Origin of the sequence: Pseudomonas sp. GL-B-26 (assembly GCF_019947405.1) — a bacterium.
Taxonomy (GTDB): domain Bacteria; phylum Pseudomonadota; class Gammaproteobacteria; order Pseudomonadales; family Pseudomonadaceae; genus Aquipseudomonas.
The window spans coordinates 1-19,235 of sequence record NZ_JAGYGJ010000075.1; the positions used below are offsets into that span (position 1 = coordinate 1).

General features: G+C 59.4%; 16 protein-coding genes and 1 pseudogene. 11 read left to right on the plus strand and 6 right to left on the minus strand.

The window, feature by feature from the left end:
* Positions 1 to 127: 127 nt before the first annotated feature.
* The 6 genes from ppc to KGB23_RS29105 all read left to right on the plus strand — a co-directional run bounded on the left by ppc (position 128) and on the right by KGB23_RS29105 (position 6,753).
* Positions 128 to 2,758: a phosphoenolpyruvate carboxylase gene (gene ppc, locus KGB23_RS29080; protein WP_223433562.1), complete on the plus strand. Its 2,631-nt coding sequence runs from the start codon at positions 128 to 130 to the stop codon at positions 2,756 to 2,758.
* A 288-nt stretch (positions 2,759 to 3,046) separates the two neighbouring features.
* Entirely contained in the window at positions 3,047 to 3,694 is a 648-nt protein-coding gene (gene adk, locus KGB23_RS29085; RefSeq protein ID WP_027924949.1) for an adenylate kinase, read from the plus strand.
* A gap of 87 nt (positions 3,695 to 3,781) precedes the next feature.
* Complete coding sequence (tsaB, locus tag KGB23_RS29090) at positions 3,782 to 4,456, plus strand: tRNA (adenosine(37)-N6)-threonylcarbamoyltransferase complex dimerization subunit type 1 TsaB (RefSeq protein ID WP_223433563.1); 675 nt, start codon at positions 3,782 to 3,784, stop codon at positions 4,454 to 4,456.
* A 276-nt stretch (positions 4,457 to 4,732) separates the two neighbouring features.
* Positions 4,733 to 5,038, plus strand: coding sequence for a hypothetical protein (locus KGB23_RS29095; RefSeq protein WP_223433564.1), 306 nt, complete (start codon positions 4,733 to 4,735; stop codon positions 5,036 to 5,038).
* Positions 5,038 to 5,898: a DUF72 domain-containing protein gene (locus KGB23_RS29100; protein WP_223433565.1), complete on the plus strand. Its 861-nt coding sequence runs from the start codon at positions 5,038 to 5,040 to the stop codon at positions 5,896 to 5,898. The genes KGB23_RS29095 and KGB23_RS29100 overlap by 1 nt, the downstream gene beginning before the upstream one ends.
* Positions 5,899 to 5,931: 33 nt before the next feature.
* Entirely contained in the window at positions 5,932 to 6,753 is an 822-nt protein-coding gene (locus tag KGB23_RS29105; RefSeq protein ID WP_134101798.1) for an isocitrate lyase/phosphoenolpyruvate mutase family protein, read from the plus strand.
* Between the two features lie 33 nt (positions 6,754 to 6,786).
* Here the strand turns inward: KGB23_RS29105 and KGB23_RS29110 are convergent, their stop codons facing one another.
* Positions 6,787 to 7,407 carry an energy transducer TonB gene (locus KGB23_RS29110; RefSeq protein ID WP_223433566.1) on the minus strand — a complete coding sequence of 207 codons (621 nt, stop codon included), beginning with the start codon at positions 7,405 to 7,407 and terminating at the stop codon, positions 6,787 to 6,789.
* 93 nt (positions 7,408 to 7,500) lie between these two features.
* On the opposite strand from KGB23_RS29110, the gene KGB23_RS29115 reads away from it, so the two are divergent.
* A complete protein-coding gene (locus tag KGB23_RS29115; RefSeq protein WP_033056325.1) occupies positions 7,501 to 8,283 on the plus strand; it encodes a class I SAM-dependent methyltransferase in 783 nt (260 codons plus the stop codon).
* A gap of 45 nt (positions 8,284 to 8,328) precedes the next feature.
* Here KGB23_RS29115 and KGB23_RS29120 read toward each other — a convergent pair whose 3' ends face one another.
* Positions 8,329 to 8,973, minus strand: a complete 645-nt coding sequence (locus KGB23_RS29120) for a TetR/AcrR family transcriptional regulator (protein ID WP_223433567.1) — start codon at positions 8,971 to 8,973, stop codon at positions 8,329 to 8,331.
* Positions 8,974 to 9,066: 93 nt separating this feature from the next.
* Between KGB23_RS29120 and KGB23_RS29125 the strand changes: the two genes are divergently transcribed.
* The 3 genes and pseudogenes from KGB23_RS29125 to KGB23_RS29135 all read left to right on the plus strand — a co-directional run.
* A complete protein-coding gene (locus tag KGB23_RS29125; protein ID WP_223433568.1) occupies positions 9,067 to 10,167 on the plus strand; it encodes an efflux RND transporter periplasmic adaptor subunit in 1,101 nt (366 codons plus the stop codon).
* 6 nt (positions 10,168 to 10,173) lie between these two features.
* Positions 10,174 to 13,245, plus strand: coding sequence for an efflux RND transporter permease subunit (locus KGB23_RS29130; RefSeq protein ID WP_223433569.1), 3,072 nt, complete (start codon positions 10,174 to 10,176; stop codon positions 13,243 to 13,245).
* Between the two features lie 96 nt (positions 13,246 to 13,341).
* Positions 13,342 to 14,181: pseudogene (locus KGB23_RS29135) on the plus strand (Fic family protein); the annotation flags it as partial.
* A 169-nt stretch (positions 14,182 to 14,350) separates the two neighbouring features.
* On the opposite strand, the gene KGB23_RS29140 reads toward KGB23_RS29135, so the two are convergent.
* The 4 genes from KGB23_RS29140 to plsB form a co-directional block, all read right to left on the minus strand.
* Positions 14,351 to 15,040, minus strand: a complete 690-nt coding sequence (locus KGB23_RS29140; protein WP_223433570.1) for a DUF4197 domain-containing protein — start codon at positions 15,038 to 15,040, stop codon at positions 14,351 to 14,353.
* 27 nt (positions 15,041 to 15,067) lie between these two features.
* Positions 15,068 to 15,466: a YbaY family lipoprotein gene (locus KGB23_RS29145; RefSeq protein ID WP_223433571.1), complete on the minus strand. Its 399-nt coding sequence runs from the start codon at positions 15,464 to 15,466 to the stop codon at positions 15,068 to 15,070.
* Positions 15,467 to 15,571: 105 nt separating this feature from the next.
* Positions 15,572 to 16,198, minus strand: a complete 627-nt coding sequence (locus KGB23_RS29150) for a hypothetical protein (protein ID WP_223433572.1) — start codon at positions 16,196 to 16,198, stop codon at positions 15,572 to 15,574.
* An 86-nt stretch (positions 16,199 to 16,284) separates the two neighbouring features.
* The gene (gene plsB / locus KGB23_RS29155) at positions 16,285 to 18,768 is read right to left on the minus strand and encodes a glycerol-3-phosphate 1-O-acyltransferase PlsB (protein ID WP_223433573.1); all 2,484 of its coding nucleotides are present in this window, start codon (positions 18,766 to 18,768) and stop codon (positions 16,285 to 16,287) included.
* A gap of 165 nt (positions 18,769 to 18,933) precedes the next feature.
* Between plsB and KGB23_RS29160 the strand changes: the two genes are divergently transcribed.
* On the plus strand, positions 18,934 to 19,143 hold the full coding sequence (locus KGB23_RS29160) for a cold-shock protein (RefSeq protein WP_008146705.1): 210 nt from the start codon (positions 18,934 to 18,936) through the stop codon (positions 19,141 to 19,143).
* The last annotated feature ends 92 nt before the right edge of the window (positions 19,144 to 19,235 follow it).

The following is a 19,235-nucleotide window of genomic DNA, read 5'->3' on the forward strand; positions in this document are numbered from 1 at the left end:
CCCCAACCCCAATCCCAAAAACTTCTCGGGCGAACATCATTCCCATCGTCGTCCGCTTGTAAGAACCGCTTTACAACGGCACTCTCTAACGACAAAGCACACCCGGATTTTCGCTGGAGAACTGCTGATGACCGATATTGATGCACGCTTGCGCGAGGACGTTCACCTGTTGGGTGAGCTGTTGGGCAACACCATTCGTGAACAGTACGGGGACGGTTTTCTCGACAAGATCGAGCAGATCCGCAAAGGCGCCAAGGCCGACCGTCGCGGTTCAATGGACGCTGAACTGAGCGCCAGCCTCAACCAATTGAGCGAAGAAGAGTTGCTGCCGGTGGCGCGGGCGTTCAACCAGTTTCTCAACCTGGCCAATATCGCCGAGCAATATCAGCTGATTCACCGACGCGAAGAGTCACAGCCTGCGCCGTTCGAAGCGCGGGTACTGCCGGAACTGCTCGCCCGCCTGAGTGCTGAAGGTCATGGCGCTGAATCCCTGGCCCGGCAACTGGGACGGCTGGAGATCGAACTGGTCCTCACCGCGCACCCGACCGAAGTGGCGCGCCGCACGCTGATCCAGAAATACGACGCGATTGCCGCACAACTGGCGGCCCAGGACCATCGCGACCTGACCACTGCCGAACGCGAGCAGATCCACACGAAGTTGCAGCGCCTGATCGCCGAAGCCTGGCACACCGAAGAAATCCGCCGCACCCGCCCAACCCCGGTGGATGAAGCCAAGTGGGGCTTCGCGGTGATCGAACATTCGTTGTGGCAGGCGATCCCCAACTATTTGCGCAAGGCCGATAAAGCCCTGCATGACGCCACTGGCCTGCACCTCCCGCTGGAGGCCGCACCGATTCGCTTTGCCTCGTGGATGGGCGGCGACCGGGATGGCAACCCCAACGTGACTGCTGCCGTGACCCGTGAAGTCTTGCTGCTGGCGCGGTGGATGGCTGCGGACTTGTACCTGCGCGATGTCGATCACCTGGCGGCTGAGTTGTCGATGCAGCAGGCCAGCGACGACTTGAAGGCCAAGGCCGGGGACAGCGCCGAACCTTACCGTGCGGTGCTTAAACAGCTGCGTGAACGCCTGCGCGCGACACGTAACTGGGCTCACGCCGCTTTGACGACGACCACGCCGGCACCCGCCGATGTGTTGCAAAACAATCGCGAGCTGCTCGATCCGCTGGAGCTGTGCTACCACTCGCTGCATGAGTGCGGCATGGGCGTGATCGCTGATGGGCCGCTACTTGATTGCCTGCACCGGGCGGTGACGTTCGGGCTGTTCCTGGTGCGGCTCGATGTGCGTCAGGATTCGACGCGACATACCGCGGCCATGACCGAGATCACCGATTACCTGGGCCTTGGGCGGTACGAGGACTGGAGCGAGGAAGAGCGTATCGCCTTCCTGATGCGCGAACTGAACAACCGTCGGCCGTTGTTGCCGGCGTACTTCAAGCCATCGGCGGACACCGCCGAAGTGTTGGCGACCTGCCGGGAAATCGCTGCCGCACCGGGCGCATCGCTCGGTTCTTATGTGATCTCCATGGCCGGCGCCGCTTCCGACGTGCTGGCCGTGCAACTGCTGCTCAAAGAATCTGGCGTGTTGCGGCCGATGCGTGTGGTGCCGCTGTTCGAAACCCTTGCCGACCTCGACAACGCCGGCCCGGTGATTGAAAAACTGTTGCTGCTGCCCGGTTATCGCTCGCGCCTGCAAGGGCCGCAGGAAGTGATGATCGGCTACTCCGACTCGGCCAAGGACGCCGGCACGACGGCAGCGGCCTGGGCGCAGTATCGGGCGCAGGAGCGCTTGGTCGACATCTGCCGCGAGCAGCAAGTGGAACTGCTGTTGTTTCACGGTCGCGGTGGCACCGTGGGACGCGGCGGCGGCCCGGCACACGCGGCGATTCTGTCGCAGCCGCCGGGTTCGGTGGCGGGGCGTTTCCGTACCACCGAGCAGGGGGAAATGATTCGTTTCAAATTCGGCCTGCCGGACATCGCCGAACAAAACCTCAATCTGTACCTGGCGGCGGTGCTGGAAGCGACCTTGCTGCCGCCACCGCCACCAGAGCCAGCCTGGCGCCATCTGATGGACGAATTGGCTGCTGACGGTGTTAGCGCTTATCGCGCCGTGGTGCGGGAAAACCCGCAGTTCGTAGAGTATTTCCGCCAGTCCACGCCGGAGCAGGAACTGGGACGCTTGCCGCTGGGCAGTCGCCCGGCCAAGCGCCGCGCCGGCGGGATTGAAAGCCTGCGGGCGATCCCGTGGATCTTCGGCTGGACCCAGACGCGGCTGATGTTGCCGGCATGGCTCGGCTGGGAAGCGGCGTTGAGCAAGGCGCTGGAGCGCGGCGAAGGTGAGCTGCTGGGGCAGATGCGCGAGCAGTGGCCATTCTTCCGCACGCGCATCGATATGCTGGAAATGGTATTGGCCAAGGCCGATGCCGATATCGCTCTGTCTTACGATGAGCGTTTGGTCGAGCCGGATCTGCTCCCTTTGGGTGCGCATTTACGCGACCTATTGTCGCAGGCTTGCTCGGTGGTCCTGGGGTTGACCGGTCAGTCGCAGCTACTGGCACATAGCCCAGCCACGCTTGAATTCATCCGCTTGCGCAACACTTACCTTGACCCTCTTCATCTATTGCAGGCTGAGTTGTTGGCGCGTTCGCGACAACAGGAAGTGGCGCAGGGCAGCCCGGTAGAACAGGCGCTGCTGGTGTCTGTGGCGGGGATTGCCGCCGGTTTGCGTAATACCGGCTAAGGTTTTCGTCGTGGGGCAAGGCACTCGGCGCGAGCGTCGGGTGCCTGTGGGCGAGGGCTTGAAAAGTGCTGCCAGGCGACAGTTAGTGATGGGGTTGCGACTAGGGTTACCCCGACGAAAGGCCACATCAGGCGTGGGTTTCTCCGACTTTCGGCGGCTTGTGTGCGTAGGATCTGCTGTGTATCTTGATCAGCCTTTGACCGTTTGGGCGGTCACGACCCTTATTTTGAGATTGGCCCCACGAGGCGAATCTGACGTTATCTATATAAAAAATTGAGGAGCACATCGATGCGCGTCATTCTGCTGGGAGCTCCCGGGGCCGGTAAAGGTACTCAGGCTAAGTTCATCACCGAGAAATTCGGCATTCCGCAAATCTCCACCGGCGACATGCTGCGTGCCGCGGTCAAGGCTGGCACCGAGCTGGGCCTGATCGCCAAGAGCGTCATGGACAGCGGTGGTCTGGTTTCCGATGACTTGATCATCAATCTGGTCAAGGAACGCATCAGCCAGGCCGATTGCGCCAACGGTTTCCTGTTCGACGGTTTCCCGCGCACCATTCCTCAGGCTGAAGCCCTGGTGAAGGCCGGCGTCGAGCTGGACCACGTGTTGGAAATCGACGTTAAAGACGAAGACATCGTTCAGCGTATCGCTGGCCGTCGTGTTCACGAGGCCAGCGGCCGCGTGTACCACATCGTCTACAACCCGCCAAAAATTGCCGGTAAAGACGACATCACCGGCGACGAGCTGGTGCAGCGCAAAGACGACACTGAAGAAACCGTGCGTCATCGCCTGTCGGTCTACCACGCCCAGACCGAGCCTCTGGTGAAGTTTTACCAGGAGCTGTCCGCCGCTCAAGGCAAACCGAAGTACAGCCACGTCGAAGGTGTTGGCTCGGTTGAAGCGATCACCGGCAAAGTGCTTGAAGCACTGAGCTAAAAAAACGCTTCATCTTCTACGGCCCGCTTGCGGGCCGTAGTTGTTTATACTGGCGCACTTTTTCTGACCTCTCTTACGGAAACATCGATGAGCACCTTGCTGGCCCTGGACACCGCGACTGAAGCTTGCTCCGTTGCCTTGCTGCATGACGGTAAAGTCACGAGCCATTACGAGGTGATCCCGCGCCTGCATGCACAAAAGCTGTTGCCGATGATTCAGCAACTGCTGGCGGATGCCGGGACCACCCTGCAAGCGGTCGATGCAATCGCTTTCGGACGTGGTCCGGGTGCTTTCACCGGCGTGCGGATCGCCATCGGCGTGGTGCAGGGGCTGGCGTTTGCGCTGGACCGTCCGGTGTTGCCGGTGTCGAACCTGGCCGTGTTGGCGCAGCGGGCCTATCGCGAACATGGCGTGAGCCAGGTTGCGGCTGCCATCGATGCGCGCATGGACGAAGTGTATTGGGGTTGCTACCGCGAAACGGCGGGGGAGATGCGGTTGGTCGGCAATGAAGCGGTGCTGCCGCCGGAAGTGGCCGAGTTGCCGGCTGACGCCCGCGGTGAGTGGTTTGGCGCCGGCACTGGCTGGGGTTATGCCGAGCGAATCGCCGTCAGCCTGACCGGTCAGGATGCGGGCATGCTGCCTCACGCTGAAGACCTGCTGACCTTGGCGCGTTTTGCCTGGGCGCGTGGCGAGGCGATCGTGGCTGATGAGGCTCAGCCGGTGTACTTGCGCGATAAAGTGGCGACACCCAAGGCGCGATAATTCACGCGTTTTTTTGTGGCGAGGGAGCTTGCTCCCGTTCGGCTGCGAAGCAGTCGTAAACCTACCAGCGCGGTGTGCCAGATGAAGTTTGGGGCCGCTTCGCAGCCCAGCGGGAGCAAGCTCCCTCGCCACAATGTGCACCAACGCAGCCAATCGTCGTTTTATGCTCTCCGCTTTTAAACCTTTTCCATTTTCTGTGTTCTAGTTATCACTCGGCGGTTTGCGAAGCGCACTATGCGCCACTAAACTGCCATCATTGATACCGGACATGTACTCATGCGTATAGACGGCGTTCCCTCTCAGTCCTACCCCATCAAACGCAAGCCTCGCAAAGGGCCTGTGGCGGATGACGACTACGTTGATATCGACGGCGAGCTGGAAATTCCAACCGAAGAGCAAATGGCTGCCCGCGCTGCCAAGGCCTCTGCGCAACGCTTGAGCAATCTCCCCGCCCGTCAACAAGACATGCTTTATCACCGTGCCATGAGCAGCAGTGTCGCGAAGGCCCTGGCCAGCTACCTGAGCACCGCCGGTTTTGTCGATTGGGATTCGGATGTGCTGGGCCTCGACCTGTACATCTGATGCAGCTGCCTTACTACCTGGGCTGTCCATCCTGGAGTGAAAACGCCTGGCGCGATTATCTTTATCCGCAAGACGCAAAACCCGCCGAATTTCTGAGTCTCTACTCCCAAGTGTTCAACGCCGTGGAAGGCAATACGACCTTCTATGCGAGCCCGGCTGCGACCACCGTGCAGCGTTGGGCCGAGACCATGCCCGAACACTTTCGCTTCACAGCCAAGTTCCCCGGAGACATCAGCCACAGCGGTGACCTGCGCGAACAATTGACCGCGGCCGAAACCTTCCTGCAATTGCTCAGCCCCCTGGGTGAACGGGTTTCACCGCTGTGGCTGCAACTGTCGAAAAGCTTTACGCCGCAGCGACTGTCGGAGCTTGCAGGTTTTATTGATGCAGTGGACCGACCTCTGGCGGTTGAAGTGCGGCATGACGAGTTCTTCGCCAAGGGCGATGCCGAGCGAATGCTTAATCGTCTGCTACTGGATCGCGGTGTCGAGCGTATCTGCCTCGATCCCCGCGCGCTGTTCAGTTGCACATCGACCGATCTTTCTGTGCTTCACGCCCAATCGAAAAAGCCCAGGGTGCCGCCGCGTCCGGCCGCCTTCACGCAATGTCCGCAGGTACGTTTCATCGGCCATCCGCAGCTTGAGGCCAACGACCCGTTTCTGGTGCCGTGGGTCGAGAAAATCGCCGTGTGGATCGAAGAGGGCCGCACGCCCTATATCTTCCTGCACACCGCCGACAATCTGCTGGCCGCCAGACTGGCGCAACGTTTTCACGCAAAACTGATGCTGCGTTTGCCTGGCCTGCCGCCGCTGCCTGAGCTATACAGAGAGCCCGCTGCCGAGCAACTTGGCCTGCTCTGAAGCGGATTCCTTATCTTTTTCAGGAGCCTGCCAATGGATGCGCAAACCCTTCGAGCCCAAGCGTTTAAAGCACTGCACGAACGCGCGGGGGCTTTTGTCATTCCCAACCCGTGGGACGCCGGCTCGGCGAAAATGCTCGCCAGCCTTGGTTTCGAGGCGCTGGCGACCACCAGTGCCGGATACGCCTTTTCCAACGCTCGCCCCGATGGCGCGCTGACGCTGGACGACACCCTGGCAAACGTTCGGGCGATTGTCGCGGCAACGGATCTGCCCGTCGCCGTCGACCTGGAAAACGGCTTCGCTGACGATCCAGCCGAATGCGCACAGAGTATTTTGCGTGCGGCAGAGGCCGGTGCGGTCGGCGGCTCGATCGAAGATGCCACGGGCCGTGAAGAAGCGCCGATCTACTGCTTCGAGCATGCTGTCGCGCGCATTGAGGCTGCCGTGGCAGCGGCTCGCAGCTTGCCGTTTCCCTTTATGTTGACCGCTCGCGCGGAGAACTTTCTGCACGGTAATCCTGATCTCGCCGACACCATTCGCCGCTTGCAGGCGTTTGCCGAGGCGGGTGCCGACGTGCTTTATGCGCCGGGTCTGCGCAGTGCTGAAGATGTGCTGGCGGTGGTCCGCGCTGTGGCGCCGAAACCGGTCAATGTGTTGATGTCTGGCGGACTGAAACTGACGGTCGAGCAGTTGAGCGAAATGGGCGTTAAACGCATCAGCGTCGGTTCGGCACTGGCCCTGGCAGCCTATGGCGAGTTTTTCCGCGCTGCCGAAGAGATCAAAACGTCGGGCACGTTCGGCTTCACATCGCGATCCATGCCGTACGCCCAGGCCAATCAATTGTTCAAAGGCTGACGATGCGGTTTCGATGGTGTGTGTAGCTGAGGGCTACGCGGCGATGCGCAGGTTCTGCAGGACGATCGGGCGAGCCCAGCCGTTATCGAAATCGAGTTGTTTCTGTTGCTCCACCAGCTCTTCGGGCGAGAACGGCGGAAATGGCTTGTCCAGCAGATCGAGTTCGAATTCGGCGATCGGCAGGTGCAGCGGACGCGGTTGCGGCGCCGGGCCTGCTTCCGGCACAGGCTGACCTGCGGTGAGCACGATCGGGCGAACCCAGCGGCTTTCGAAGTCCTGTTGCTTCTGTTGAGCGACGATTTCTTGTGCCGGGAACGGTGGGAAAGGTTTGTCGGCCAGGTCCATTTCGAACTCGGCAATCGGCAGGAACAGTGGCTCGGGCGGGCGGACCTCGGTTTCTTTCACATCGCATTCGCGCTGGGAAATGATGTGCGCCAGCAGTTCGCTGCCAACGGTGGGTTCGACCGGGCTGTCGAGATCGACTGGTGGAAAGTTGAGAGAAGCCGGTACGACATCGCCCGACTGATCGGCCAGGGACTGGGCAAAGAAATCCTGCCACAGGTGACTGACGCCGCTCAGTGCTTGGGAGTTTCGTAGACCAAAATCGCCGTGGGGCGAGATGTAGCCTATCGATGTGCGTTGAATGTCTGACATTTCTCTCGGTCGACGCTCAGCTCTGGCAAAATGCTCGATAGTTTTGTTATCGGCCGTTTTTGCCGATCATTAATTTTTTGAGCGTGTTTTCTCATGATTGAGCAACCTGCGGCCTGCCGCATCCATGTCGAGGCTCTGGCCGCGACTTTTCAGCCACAGGCCGAACAATGGGCCGAGCGCCTGGGTTTGCCGATGCAGGTGGATGACGGTGAGTTCGCCTTGCAGGTCGGCGACCAGGGTTTGCAGCTGCAGCAACTGGGCCCGGACGCGCCGGGGCCGGTGCGGGTGGACTTTGTCGAGGGCGGTGCCGCCCATCGCCGCTTGTACGGCGGCGGTAGCGGCCAGATGATCGCCAAGGCTGTCGGGGTTGCCCAAGGCGTGCGTCCGCGCGTGCTGGATGCCACAGCGGGGCTGGGCAAAGATGCGTTCGTGCTGGCGAGCCTGGGCTGCGAGATGAGCCTGATCGAGCGTCAGCCGCTGATTGGCGCTTTGCTTGAAGATGGCCTGGCGCGCGGCGCGGAAGACTTTGACGTGGCGCCAATCGTGGCGCGGATGCGTTTGCTCAAGGGCAATTCGATCGAGGTGATGCGCAATTGGGAAGGCGAGCCGCCGCAGGTGATCTACCTCGACCCGATGTTTCCCCATCGTGAAAAAACGGCCTTGGTGAAGAAGGAAATGCGCCTGTTCCGGCCGCTGGTAGGCGATGACCCGGATGCACCTGCTCTGCTTGAAGCGGCGTTGGCGTTGGCCAGCCATCGAGTGGTGGTCAAGCGCCCGCGCAAGGCGCCGTGCATCGAAGGGCCGAAGCCGAGTCATGCGCTGGACGGGAAATCGAGCCGGTATGACATTTATCCGAAGAAAGCGCTCAAGCCCTGATACCGACTTGCTCGCGAAGGGGCCAGACCAGACAACCGAAACCTATCAGGCTGACTCTGGTCGATACGCCCGCATAAACAACGCCACCACTTCCTGCACATGGCTCTCGGCCGCATCCCCGGTCAGCGGCTCGCCACAGCCATAAAGCAGCCTGAAATTTCCCGCCCCCTTGAGCAGGCAGAAGAAGTGCTCGGCCGCATTGCGCGGTTTGTCGATGCTCAACGCGCCGCTCTGATCAACCTTGGTCAGCAACCGCTCCATACCCTGCAGCATGCGCTCAGGCCCTGCCTCGAAGAAGATCAGCGAGAGTTTCGGGTCCTGGCTGCCCAGCGTCATCATCAGCCGATGCAGGTTGACCGATTCGTCGCTGTTGATCAGCTGATGAAAGCCGCGCGCGATGTTCAACAGCACCGTTTCTACGGCAGTGCCGTCCGGCAATTCGAAAAACAGCGTCGGCAATTGCTCTTCGCACTTGGCCATCACGGCGGCGGAGAACAGCGTCTCCTTGTCGTTGAAATGGCTGTAGACCGTCAACTTCGACACACCGGCCTCGGCCGCGACGGCGTCCATGCTGGTATTCGCATAACCCTTGCTCAGAAACAGAATTTTTGCCGCATCGAGGATCGCCTGGCGCTTGGCCAGATCCTTGGGACGGCCCGGGCCGTTGGGTACTGAAAGATTGTTAGGCATATGCGCTTTTATTACTGGACTGGTGAGTTTGCTATTAATAACATACTGCTCAGTATAATTATTCCAAGCACCATTAGCGAAAGGTCCTTCACCATGTTCCGCTATGCCTTGCCCCTCGCGTTGCCAGTCAGTCTGGCGTTTTTATTGTCTGCGTGTGGTCACGAAGAGGCGCCTCAAGTCACCGTTCGCCCGGCCATGGTCGTGCAGCCAGAGCCTTCGGCCCAGGCGATGGAAAGTTTTCCCGGTGAAGTCCGTGCGCGGTTTGAGCCGGACCTGGCGTTTCGCATTGGCGGTAAAGTCAGTCGACGACTGGTCGAAGAGGGGCAGCGGGTCAAGGCCGATCAACCTCTGGCGGAACTCGATCCTCAAGACGTACGCCTGCAACTGGAAGCCACCCGTGCCCAGGTCGCCGCTGCCGAGGCCAATCTGAGCCTGGTGCGCGCCGAGCGTGATCGCTACAAGACCCTGATGGACCGTCAGATGGTCAGCCGTTCGCAGTACGACAATTCCGAAAACCTTTACCGATCCGGTGAAGCCCGCCTCAAGCAAATCAAAGCCGAATTCAACGTATCGACCAATCAGGCCAGTTACGCCGTGCTGCGTGCGCCTCAGGATGGGGTTGTGGCTAAACGCGCGGTTGAAGTCGGGCAAGTGGTGGCGGCTGGGCAAACTGTATTTACCCTTGCCACCGATGGCGAGCGCGAAGTGTTGATCAGCTTGCCGGAGCAGAGCTTTGGCCGCTTCAAGGTCGGTCAGCCAGTGTCAGTCGAACTCTGGACCCAACCCGACCAACGTTTCGCCGGGCGCATCCGTGAGCTGTCGCCCGCTGCCGATCCAAAATCGCGCACCTTTGCCGCCCGCATCGCCTTCACCGCCGGCAAGGTTCCCGCTGAACTCGGCCAGAGTGCCCGGGTGTTCGTTCAGACCTCCGATGTGGTGCCGCTGTCGGTGCCGCTTTCCGCACTGACCGCAGAAAACGGCGCGACCTACGTCTGGGTCGTCAATGCCAACAACACCCTGAAGAAAACCCCGGTGCGGGTCGGAGCCTTCGGCGAGAAAACCGTTCCGGTGCTCGAAGGCCTGAACGCCAGCGACTGGGTGGTGGCCGCTGGCGTCCATGTGCTGCTTGAAGGGCAGCAGGTGCGTCCGGTGGATCGCTCCAACCGCGTGGTCAATCTGGCGGACAAGGAGTAATCCCCGATGGGTTTCAATCTTTCCGAATGGGCACTGCGTAATCGCCAGATCGTACTGTTCCTGATGCTCTTGCTGGCCGTTGTCGGCGCACTGTCCTACACCAAACTCGGCCAAAGTGAAGACCCGCCGTTCACCTTCAAGGCCATGGTGATTCGGACCAACTGGCCGGGGGCCACGGCGCAGGAGGTGTCGCGCCAGGTCACCGAGCGCATTGAAAAGAAGCTGATGGAAACCGGCGAGTACGAACGCATCGTTTCGTTCTCCCGTCCGGGTGAATCACAAGTGACGTTCGTCGCCCGCGATTCCATGCACTCGGTGGAAATCCCGGACCTCTGGTATCAGGTTCGCAAGAAGATCGGCGACATTCGTCAGACCCTGCCACCGGGCATCCAGGGGCCATTCTTCAATGATGAGTTCGGCACAACGTTTGGCAACATCTACGCGCTGACCGGCGAAGGTTTTGATTACGCGGTACTCAAGGACTACGCCGACCGCGTGCAGATTCAGCTGCAACGGGTCAAGGATGTGGGCAAGGTCGATCTGCTCGGGTTACAGGACGAGAAGATCTGGATCGAACTCTCCAACGTCAAACTCGCCACTCTCGGTCTACCTTTGTCGGCGGTGCAGCAGGCCCTTGAAGAGCAGAACGCGGTGTCCACCGCCGGGTTCTTCGAGACCTCCAGCGAGCGATTGCAGCTACGCGTCACGGGGAATTTTCAGACGGTCGAAGAGATCAAGAGCTTCCCGATCCGCGTCGGAGATCGTACGTTCCGCATCGCCGATGTGGCGGATGTGCGTCGGGGTTTCAACGATCCGCCGGCGCCGAGCATGCGCTTCATGGCGGAAAACGCCATCGGTCTGGCCGTGGCCATGAAGGACGGTGGCGACATTCTGGTGCTGGGCAAGGCGTTGGAAATCGAGTTCGACAGGATCCAGAAAAATCTCCCTGCCGGTATGCAGCTGCGCAAGGTCTCCGACCAGCCCGCCGCCGTGAAAAGCAGTGTCGGTGAATTTGTTCAGGTGCTGGTGGAAGCGCTGGCAATCGTCCTGCTGGTGAGCTTCTTCTCCCTCGGTGTGCGCACCGGCATGGTGGTCGCGCTGGCGATTCCTTTGGTATTGGCGATGACATTCGCCTGCATGTATTACCTGGGAATCGGCCTGCACAAGATTTCCCTCGGGGCATTGGTACTGGCGCTGGGTTTGTTGGTGGATGACGCGATCATCGCCGTGGAAATGATGGCGATCAAAATGGAGCAAGGCTTCGACCGGATCACGGCGGCCAGTTACGCCTGGACCAGCACCGCATTCCCGATGCTCACCGGCACGCTGATCACCGCTGCCGGCTTCCTGCCGATTGCCACTGCGCAATCTGGCACGGGTGAATACACGCGCTCGATCTTCCAGGTGGTGACCATCGCGTTGCTGGCCTCGTGGGTTGCCGCCGTTGTGTTTGTGCCTTATCTGGGGGAAAAACTTCTGCCGGATCTGGCGAAGATTCATGCAGCCAAACATGGCACCGGCGACGGCCAGCCTGACCCTTATGGCACGCCGTTTTATCAGCGCGTCAGACGCCTGGTGGAGTGGTGTGTACGGCGGCGCAAGACGGTCATTGTCCTGACGGCCGTGTTGTTTATCGGTTCTGTCATCCTGTTTCGCTTTGTGCCGCAACAGTTCTTTCCGGCATCGGGTCGTCTGGAGTTGATGGTCGATCTGAAACTGGCGGAAGGCGCCTCGTTGAGCAACACCCGCGATGAGGTCAAACGCCTCGAAACACTGCTCAAGGATCACGCCGGTATCGACAACTATGTCGCTTACGTCGGCACCGGTTCGCCACGTTTTTACCTGCCGCTGGATCAACAACTTCCTGCAGCAAGCTTCGCGCAGTTTGTAGTCCTGGCCAAAACCATTGAGGAGCGCGAAGTCCTGCGCACCTGGCTGATCGAAGCCCTCAAGGAACAATTCCCGGCACTGCGCGCGCGAGTGACACGTCTGGAGAACGGGCCGCCAGTTGGTTATCCGATGCAGTTCCGGGTGACCGGTGAGCACATCGAGGAAGTTCGCGCGCTGGCCCGTAAAGTGGCCGCCAAGGTTCGCGAGAACCCGCATGTGGTCAACGTCCATCTGGATTGGGAGGAACCGAGCAAAGTTGTTTATCTGAACGTCGATCAGGACCGCGCCCGGGCGCTTGGCGTGAGTACCGCGAACCTGTCGAAGTTCCTGCAAAGCTCTCTGACCGGTTCCAGCGTCAGCCAGTACCGTGAAGACAACGAGTTGATCGAGATTCTGTTGCGCGGCACGTTGCACGAACGCACCGAACTGTCGCTGCTGCCAAGCCTGGCGGTGCCGACTGACAACGGTCGCAGCGTAGCGTTGTCGCAAATTGCGACCCTGGAATACGGCTTCGAAGAAGGCGTCATCTGGCACCGCAATCGCTTGCCGAACGTGACAGTCCGCGCCGACATCTATGGCAAGGAGCAACCGGCGACGCTGGTGACGCAGATCATGCCGACCCTCGATCCGATTCGCGCCGAACTGCCAGACGGGTATTTGCTGGAGGTCGGTGGCACGGTGGAAGACTCGGCTCGCGGGCAGAACTCGGTGAAGGCCGGTGTGCCGCTTTTCATCGTGGTGGTGCTGACGTTACTGATGCTGCAACTGCGCAGTTTCTCACGCACGGTAATGGTATTTCTGACGGCGCCTTTGGGTTTGATCGGTGTGACCTTGTTCCTGATGGTGTTCCGCCAGCCGTTCGGTTTCGTCGCCATGCTCGGGACGATCGCGCTGTCCGGGATGATCATGCGTAACTCGGTGATTCTGGTGGACCAGATCGAGCAGGACATCGCCGCCGGGCTCAAGCCTTGGCAGGCGATTATTGAAGCCACGGTGCGGCGTTTCCGGCCGATTGTATTGACTGCACTCGCGGCGGTGCTGGCGATGATTCCGCTATCGCGTAGCGTGTTTTTCGGTCCGATGGCGGTGGCGATCATGGGCGGGTTGATTGTGGCGACGGCGTTGACGTTGCTGTTTTTGCCGGCGCTGTATGCGGCGTGGTTCCGGATCAAGAAGGACCCGGCCTGACGTCCTACGTGTATTTCAGATCCCTCTGATATTGAGTCAGAGGGATCGGGATGCTGTACTCAAGACTCAGTTTTACGAGTTTTTGAGACAGCAATAATGAAAAAGCCACCCATTTTGAGGGGAAGGACCGACCCGGTATTCGACCTGCTGGGGAAGTCGCCCCACAAGGAACGCCTCTCGGACTACCTGGTCTTGCTCAAGCCGCTGGACGATCAGGGGCGTTATCTGCCTTTCGATGAGTTGCGCTACCGCTGGGCGCCGGGGCTGGATTCGAATCTATGCTGGGCGCTGGTGAAGAAAGCCCGGACTGCGCAGTACTCAAGTCTTTTGCCGCTGGGCGAGCCGCTTCAATGGGGCAAATTCATGCTCACGCCGTTGGCGCAGAAAGCTATTTCCGCCGTCGATCGACAAGCCACAACGGCCTCGCTGGAGTACATGACCAGTCAGATTGGCGAGCATGCGCACTTCAGCTATCTGCTTAACGATTTGATCGAAGACGAAGCCATCAGCAGCAGCCAGCTCGAAGGCGCGGCGACCACCACGCGCGTGGCCAAGGACATGCTCAAGCGTAATCGCCTGCCGCGCACGCCGGATGAGCGAATGGTGATCGGCAACTTCAAGATGATGAATTTCGCCTGGGAAAAGCGGTATGACGCCCTGAGTGTCGAACTGATTTCAGCCATGCACCGGGTGGGTGTCGAGGGCATTGATGACACGCAATATTCGCCGGGGGCGTTCAGGGGCAACGATGATGTGGTGGTACAGGACGGCGAGGGCAACACCGTGCATACACCGCCGCCCGCAGCAGGGCTGGTGTCACGATTGCGGGTGTTGTCGACGTGGATCAACCAGCCCCACAACGATCCCGATCAAGTGGATTACCTTCATCCACTGATCAAAGGCATGGCACTGCATTCTGCACTGGGCTATGAGCATTTCACCGAGGCTTGTCGGAAAAGTCTGGCGTATGCCGAGTGTTAGAGAAGCGGAAGATGGGGCGTGAGTGGGTAATGCCGATCAGTTAAGGATTTGAGCACCGCTATCCTTGTGGGAGCAAGCTCGCTCCCACAGGTTCTGCGCCTTAACTGATCAGCGGGAGAGAGTATTAGAGGGTGCCAAACACCTTCTTCGCCAAACTGGTCGCTGCCGCCGCAGGATTCTGGCGGATGGCTTCTTCCTGTTTACCAATCATCTCGAACAGACCGTTCAATGCCTGCTCGGTCACGTAGCTTTCGATATTGGCGCTCTTCGCATCCACCATACCCATCGTCGCGGCTTGCCCGGCGAACGAGTTGTACTGCTTGGCCAGGCCTACCTGATCGGTGGCTTGCTTGACGATTGGCAGGAACTTGACGCGGATCTGTTCGCGGCTGGTTTTGCTCAGGTACTGCGTGGCCGAGTCATTGCCGCCGCTGAGGATGCCCTTGGCATCTTCCACACTCATCTTTTTCACCGCATCCACCAGGATTGGCTGGGCCTGGGTCACGGCGGTTTCAGCCGCTTTGTTCATGCTGGCTTCCAGCTGATCAACCTGGTCGCCCATGCCGAACTGCTTCATCTTGCTGGCGACTTTGCCCAGTTTGCCCGGCAGTTCGATTTTCACGTCCGGGTTGTTGCTGAAGCCGCCTGGCGTGCCGAGTTGTTTCACGGCCAGTTGCGCACCTTGAGTCAGGGCATCCTTGAGGCCGCCGGTGGCGTCGCTTTGCGACAGGTCGCTGAGCGACAGCGCCAGGGCGCTGGCGGAGATCATCAAGCCTGCGCACAGGCCGGCAAAGCGAAGGGTAGGGCGGAACATGGCAGCTTCCTTGTTCAAAATAGAGAATTAGCGGGCGGCGTCGACGCGGATTTTCAGTGGCTGCGGGTCGCTGGCATCCAACTGCACTGCGTGATGTTCGGTGGTGATGAACATCAGCTCGCCGTTGACTTCGATCCGTGCGCTGACCGAATAGCGATGACCCGGTTTGACCTGCGTAGGATCGTAACTCAGATGAAACGGCAGCGGCACCTGGCCTTTGACCGGGCCTTTCTGTTCGTCGAGGACCACGGCGGGCGCATCGGCCAGGGAAACGTCCTGCAAGCTGACGCTTAAGATGGCGCTGGGCGGCAGGGCAATGCGTTGCAGGTAGAAGACTTCGCCTTCAAGGTTGGTTTTGGCGGCAGGTTGTAGGGTTTGGCAGGCTCCGAGCAAGGCAGTAAGCCCCAGAAGCAAGAGTTTTTTCATAAGTTAAATCCCTGTCGTTGGCGCCCGAAGTAGACGAGCACCAACGACAATTTAACGGTTTTTTCCGGTGATTTCGCCCTATGGATCTTTTGATATGCGAATTTTTCAAATTCTACTAAAGGGTTTCAATACAACGGATCGGGAATATACCTCAATTGAATTGCGGTATTCATTTTCAGTCGCGGTCAGGGTATAGCGTTTACCAGGTACGACAGTGTCCGGATCGTATTCCAGGTAAAAAGCCTCCGCCATTTTTTCGCTGATATGTATTTGAGTCAGTTGTGCAGCGGTATCGTCGTGCTCGTGGGCGACAACAGTTACTGCGTGTTCAGGTTGAACCGCTTTAGGCTCCTGTGCCTGGAGGTAAAGGCGGCCGACAGGGCTAAGATACAGGGTTTGTCGGTGCGGCGCACGATGGACAATCACGAAGTAGTCCAGGTCAATCAGCAGTGGAACGCCGTTGTGGGTCATGCTGATCGTTACAAGGTATTTGACGCTGACATCGGAATAGTTGTGCATGAATGAAAAATTCCAACGCCCGCTATACAGTTCCGGTTTGCGGGATTGCGCAACTTTTATGAAAGTGGTTGAGTTGGCAGTTTGCACGCTTATACAGGTTTCGCCTTCGCCATCATCGGGGGGTAGAAAGTCTTCAGGCAAACTGAAAGTTAGAGTGACGTAGTTGTTGGTGTTTTCTAATGGGTTCATCGCGATATCCGTATCGGGATTCAAGTGGGCCTCTATTAATCCATAATTGACAGGTTATAAGAACATCCTTGTTCTTATAGTTATTGTCAGAAAGTTACCGCCGACTCCAACTAAGCCTGATCCGCCGCATCTTCACTGCGATGTAACGCGACCTGCCGGATCGACAAACGAATCTCCGCCGGCAACACCCGCTTGGCAGCGCCTTCGGCCAGTTCGCCGAGCAGTTCGTGATAGCTCAGCTTGCCGGCCTCGTCTCGCTTGAGTACGTCCAGATCCAGCATGGTCTGGATGAAGTGGCGGAACAGGCTCTTGTCGAAGAACTCCGGGGCGTTCAGGCCATGCAGAATCGACAGGCGCTGGGCCATGACCGTGCAGAGGTCTTCCAGCTCTTCGGCGCTTATGCTGTTCTGACCGCTGTTGAGCAGCAGCGAGACCGTCATGTAGAAGCGCTGCAAGGTCTGGGCGATGCTTTTCGACAGCAGGGTCAGCAGTACGAAATGCCGTGAGCTCGGTGCTGGACGCAGGTAAACGTCATTCTCAAAACGCAGCAGACCTTGTTCGACGAAGGCTTCGAGCCATTGATCGATCACTTCATCCAACTCCTCCAGCGACCAGCGAATAAACAGCTCCGATTGCAGGTACGGATACAGCGCGCGACTGTAGCGCAGGATCTGTTCGCGGCTCATGCGCGAGGCGCTCTGGAAGAAGCTCGCCAGCAACGCCGGCAAGGCGAAGATGTGCAAAACGTTGTTGCGGTAGTAGGTCATCAGGACGGCGTTCTGCTCGTCAAGATACAGAATCTTGCCCAGGGCATCGCTCTGCTCGGACAGCAGATCCATGTCCTTCACATGCTCGATCAGCGCGCGGCCGTCACCTTCCGGCAGGGTGGTGTGCGGCGAATACGGGACCTTGCGCAACAGCGCCAGATACAGATCGAGCACGCGCGCCATAGCGCGATCATCCAGCGCCAGACGGCTGGTGGACAGCAGCGCCAGGGCCACGAGGTTGACCGGGTTGATCGCCGCCGCTTCGTTCAGGTGCTGCGCGACTTTCTCGCCCAACCGGTTGGTAGTTTCGTTGAGCCACGCCGGTTTGAACTGCGGACCGAGTTCCTGTTTACGCCAGTCCGGCTGCTCGCTGTCGAGGAATTCCGCCAGTTTGATCGGCTCGCCGAAGTTCACCGCCACCTGACCGAAACGCTGCTTGAGCGCGCCGATGACTTTGAAAATGTCGAAGATCGATTCTTTCTTCTTGGTCGCGCCACGCAGTTCGCCAAGGTAGGTCCGGCCTTCCAGCACGCGTTCATAACCGATGTAGACCGGGATGAACACGATCGGCATACGCGACGAGCGCAGGAAGCTGCGTAGAGTGATTGCGAGCATCCCGGTTTTCGGCTGCAGCATGCGCCCGGTACGCGAACGGCCACCCTCGACGAAGTACTCCACCGGGAAGCCTTTGGTGAACAGGGTGTGCAGGTATTCGTTGAACACCGAGGTGTAGAGCGGGTTGCCCTTGAAGGTACGGCGCATGAAGAACGCACCGCCGCGACGCAGCAGGCCGCCGATCCCCGGCATGTTGAGGTTGATCCCGGCGGCAATGTGCGGCGGGGTCAGGCCGTTGCGAAACAGCAAATAGGACAGCAGCAGGTAGTCGATGTGGCTGCGGTGGCAGGGCACGTAGATCACTTCGTAACCCGGGGCGACCTTTTGCACGCCTTCGATGTTGTTGACCTTGATGCCGTCGTAGATTTTGTTCCAGAACCAGCTCAGCACCACTTCCATGAAGCGGATCGCGGTGTAGGTGTAGTCGGAGGCGATCTCGTTGCCATAACGCAGGGCCAGGGCCTTGGCTTTCTCCGGAGAGATGTTCTCGCGCTCGGCTTCGTCGAGGATCGCTTGCTTGACCAGCGGCTGATTCAGCAGGCCCTTGACCAGGTTGCGACGGTGGGAAATGTCCGGACCGATCACCGCCGCTTTCAGGTTGCGGAAGTGCACCCGCAGAATTCGTTGGGCCATGCGCACGGTGCGCTCGTGGCCCTTGTTGTGGTCGATCAGCTCGCGCAAATGGATCGGCGCGGAGAACTGCACGCGGGTTTTGCGCCCCAGCACAATGATGCTCAGCAACCGGCGCAGGCGCCCGGTGACTGCCCAGCTGTCGGCGAACAGCAACTTCCATGGGCTCGATTCGCTGTCTGGCGACTGACCCCAGAACACGCTGACTGGAATGATCTGCGCGTCTTCGGCGGCGTTCTGGCTCAGGGCGCTGACCAGGCGAGTCAAGGTCGGCGGTGCACCACGTTTATCCTGTCGGCCGAGCCAATCGGGCTCTGGCGTCAGGTAAAAGAACGCGGCGGGCTCCTCCAGCGTACCTACCGAGACCGGCAACACCGGGCGGGGCAAACCCGCCTTGCTGCACTCGGTATCGACCACGGCCAGGTCGGTCAGCGAAGGGTTTTGCAGGACGTAGAACACCGGACGGCTGCGGTCGAGGTTGAGGGTGAACGACGACTGATTGATCGTCTCCGAGCGAACCCAGAGGTAGAGCAGTCGGCGCAGGGTGCCAAACACAAGACGGCGGAACGGGGAACGGGTCATACGGCATCTGCATGAGTGAATAAAACCGAGCGTTTGCTCGGGTGGCCGATAGTGTGCCGTATTCGCTGAAAATCGGCAAAAAAGCGGCTAAGTAAAGTGAGTTGAGAGTTTTGAAGGCTGACATATACTCGGCCGTTCAAAATAAAAATAAGGGGGTACTGATTCATGGCTACGCGTGAAACCGGCAATGTGAAGTGGTTCAACGACGCCAAGGGCTACGGCTTCATTCAGCGCGAGGACGGGGTGGACGTGTTCGTGCATTACCGCGCGATTCGCGGCGAAGGGCATCGCTCGTTGGCTGAGGGTCAGCAGGTTGAATACGGCGTGGTGACCGGCGAGAAGGGCTTGCAGGCTGAGGATGTGGTGGGGCTGTAAACCCATTCTCCAGATCACCCAAAACCACTGTGGGAGCGGGCTTGCTCGCGAATGCGGTGTATCAGTCAACGTTGATGTCGACTGATACACCG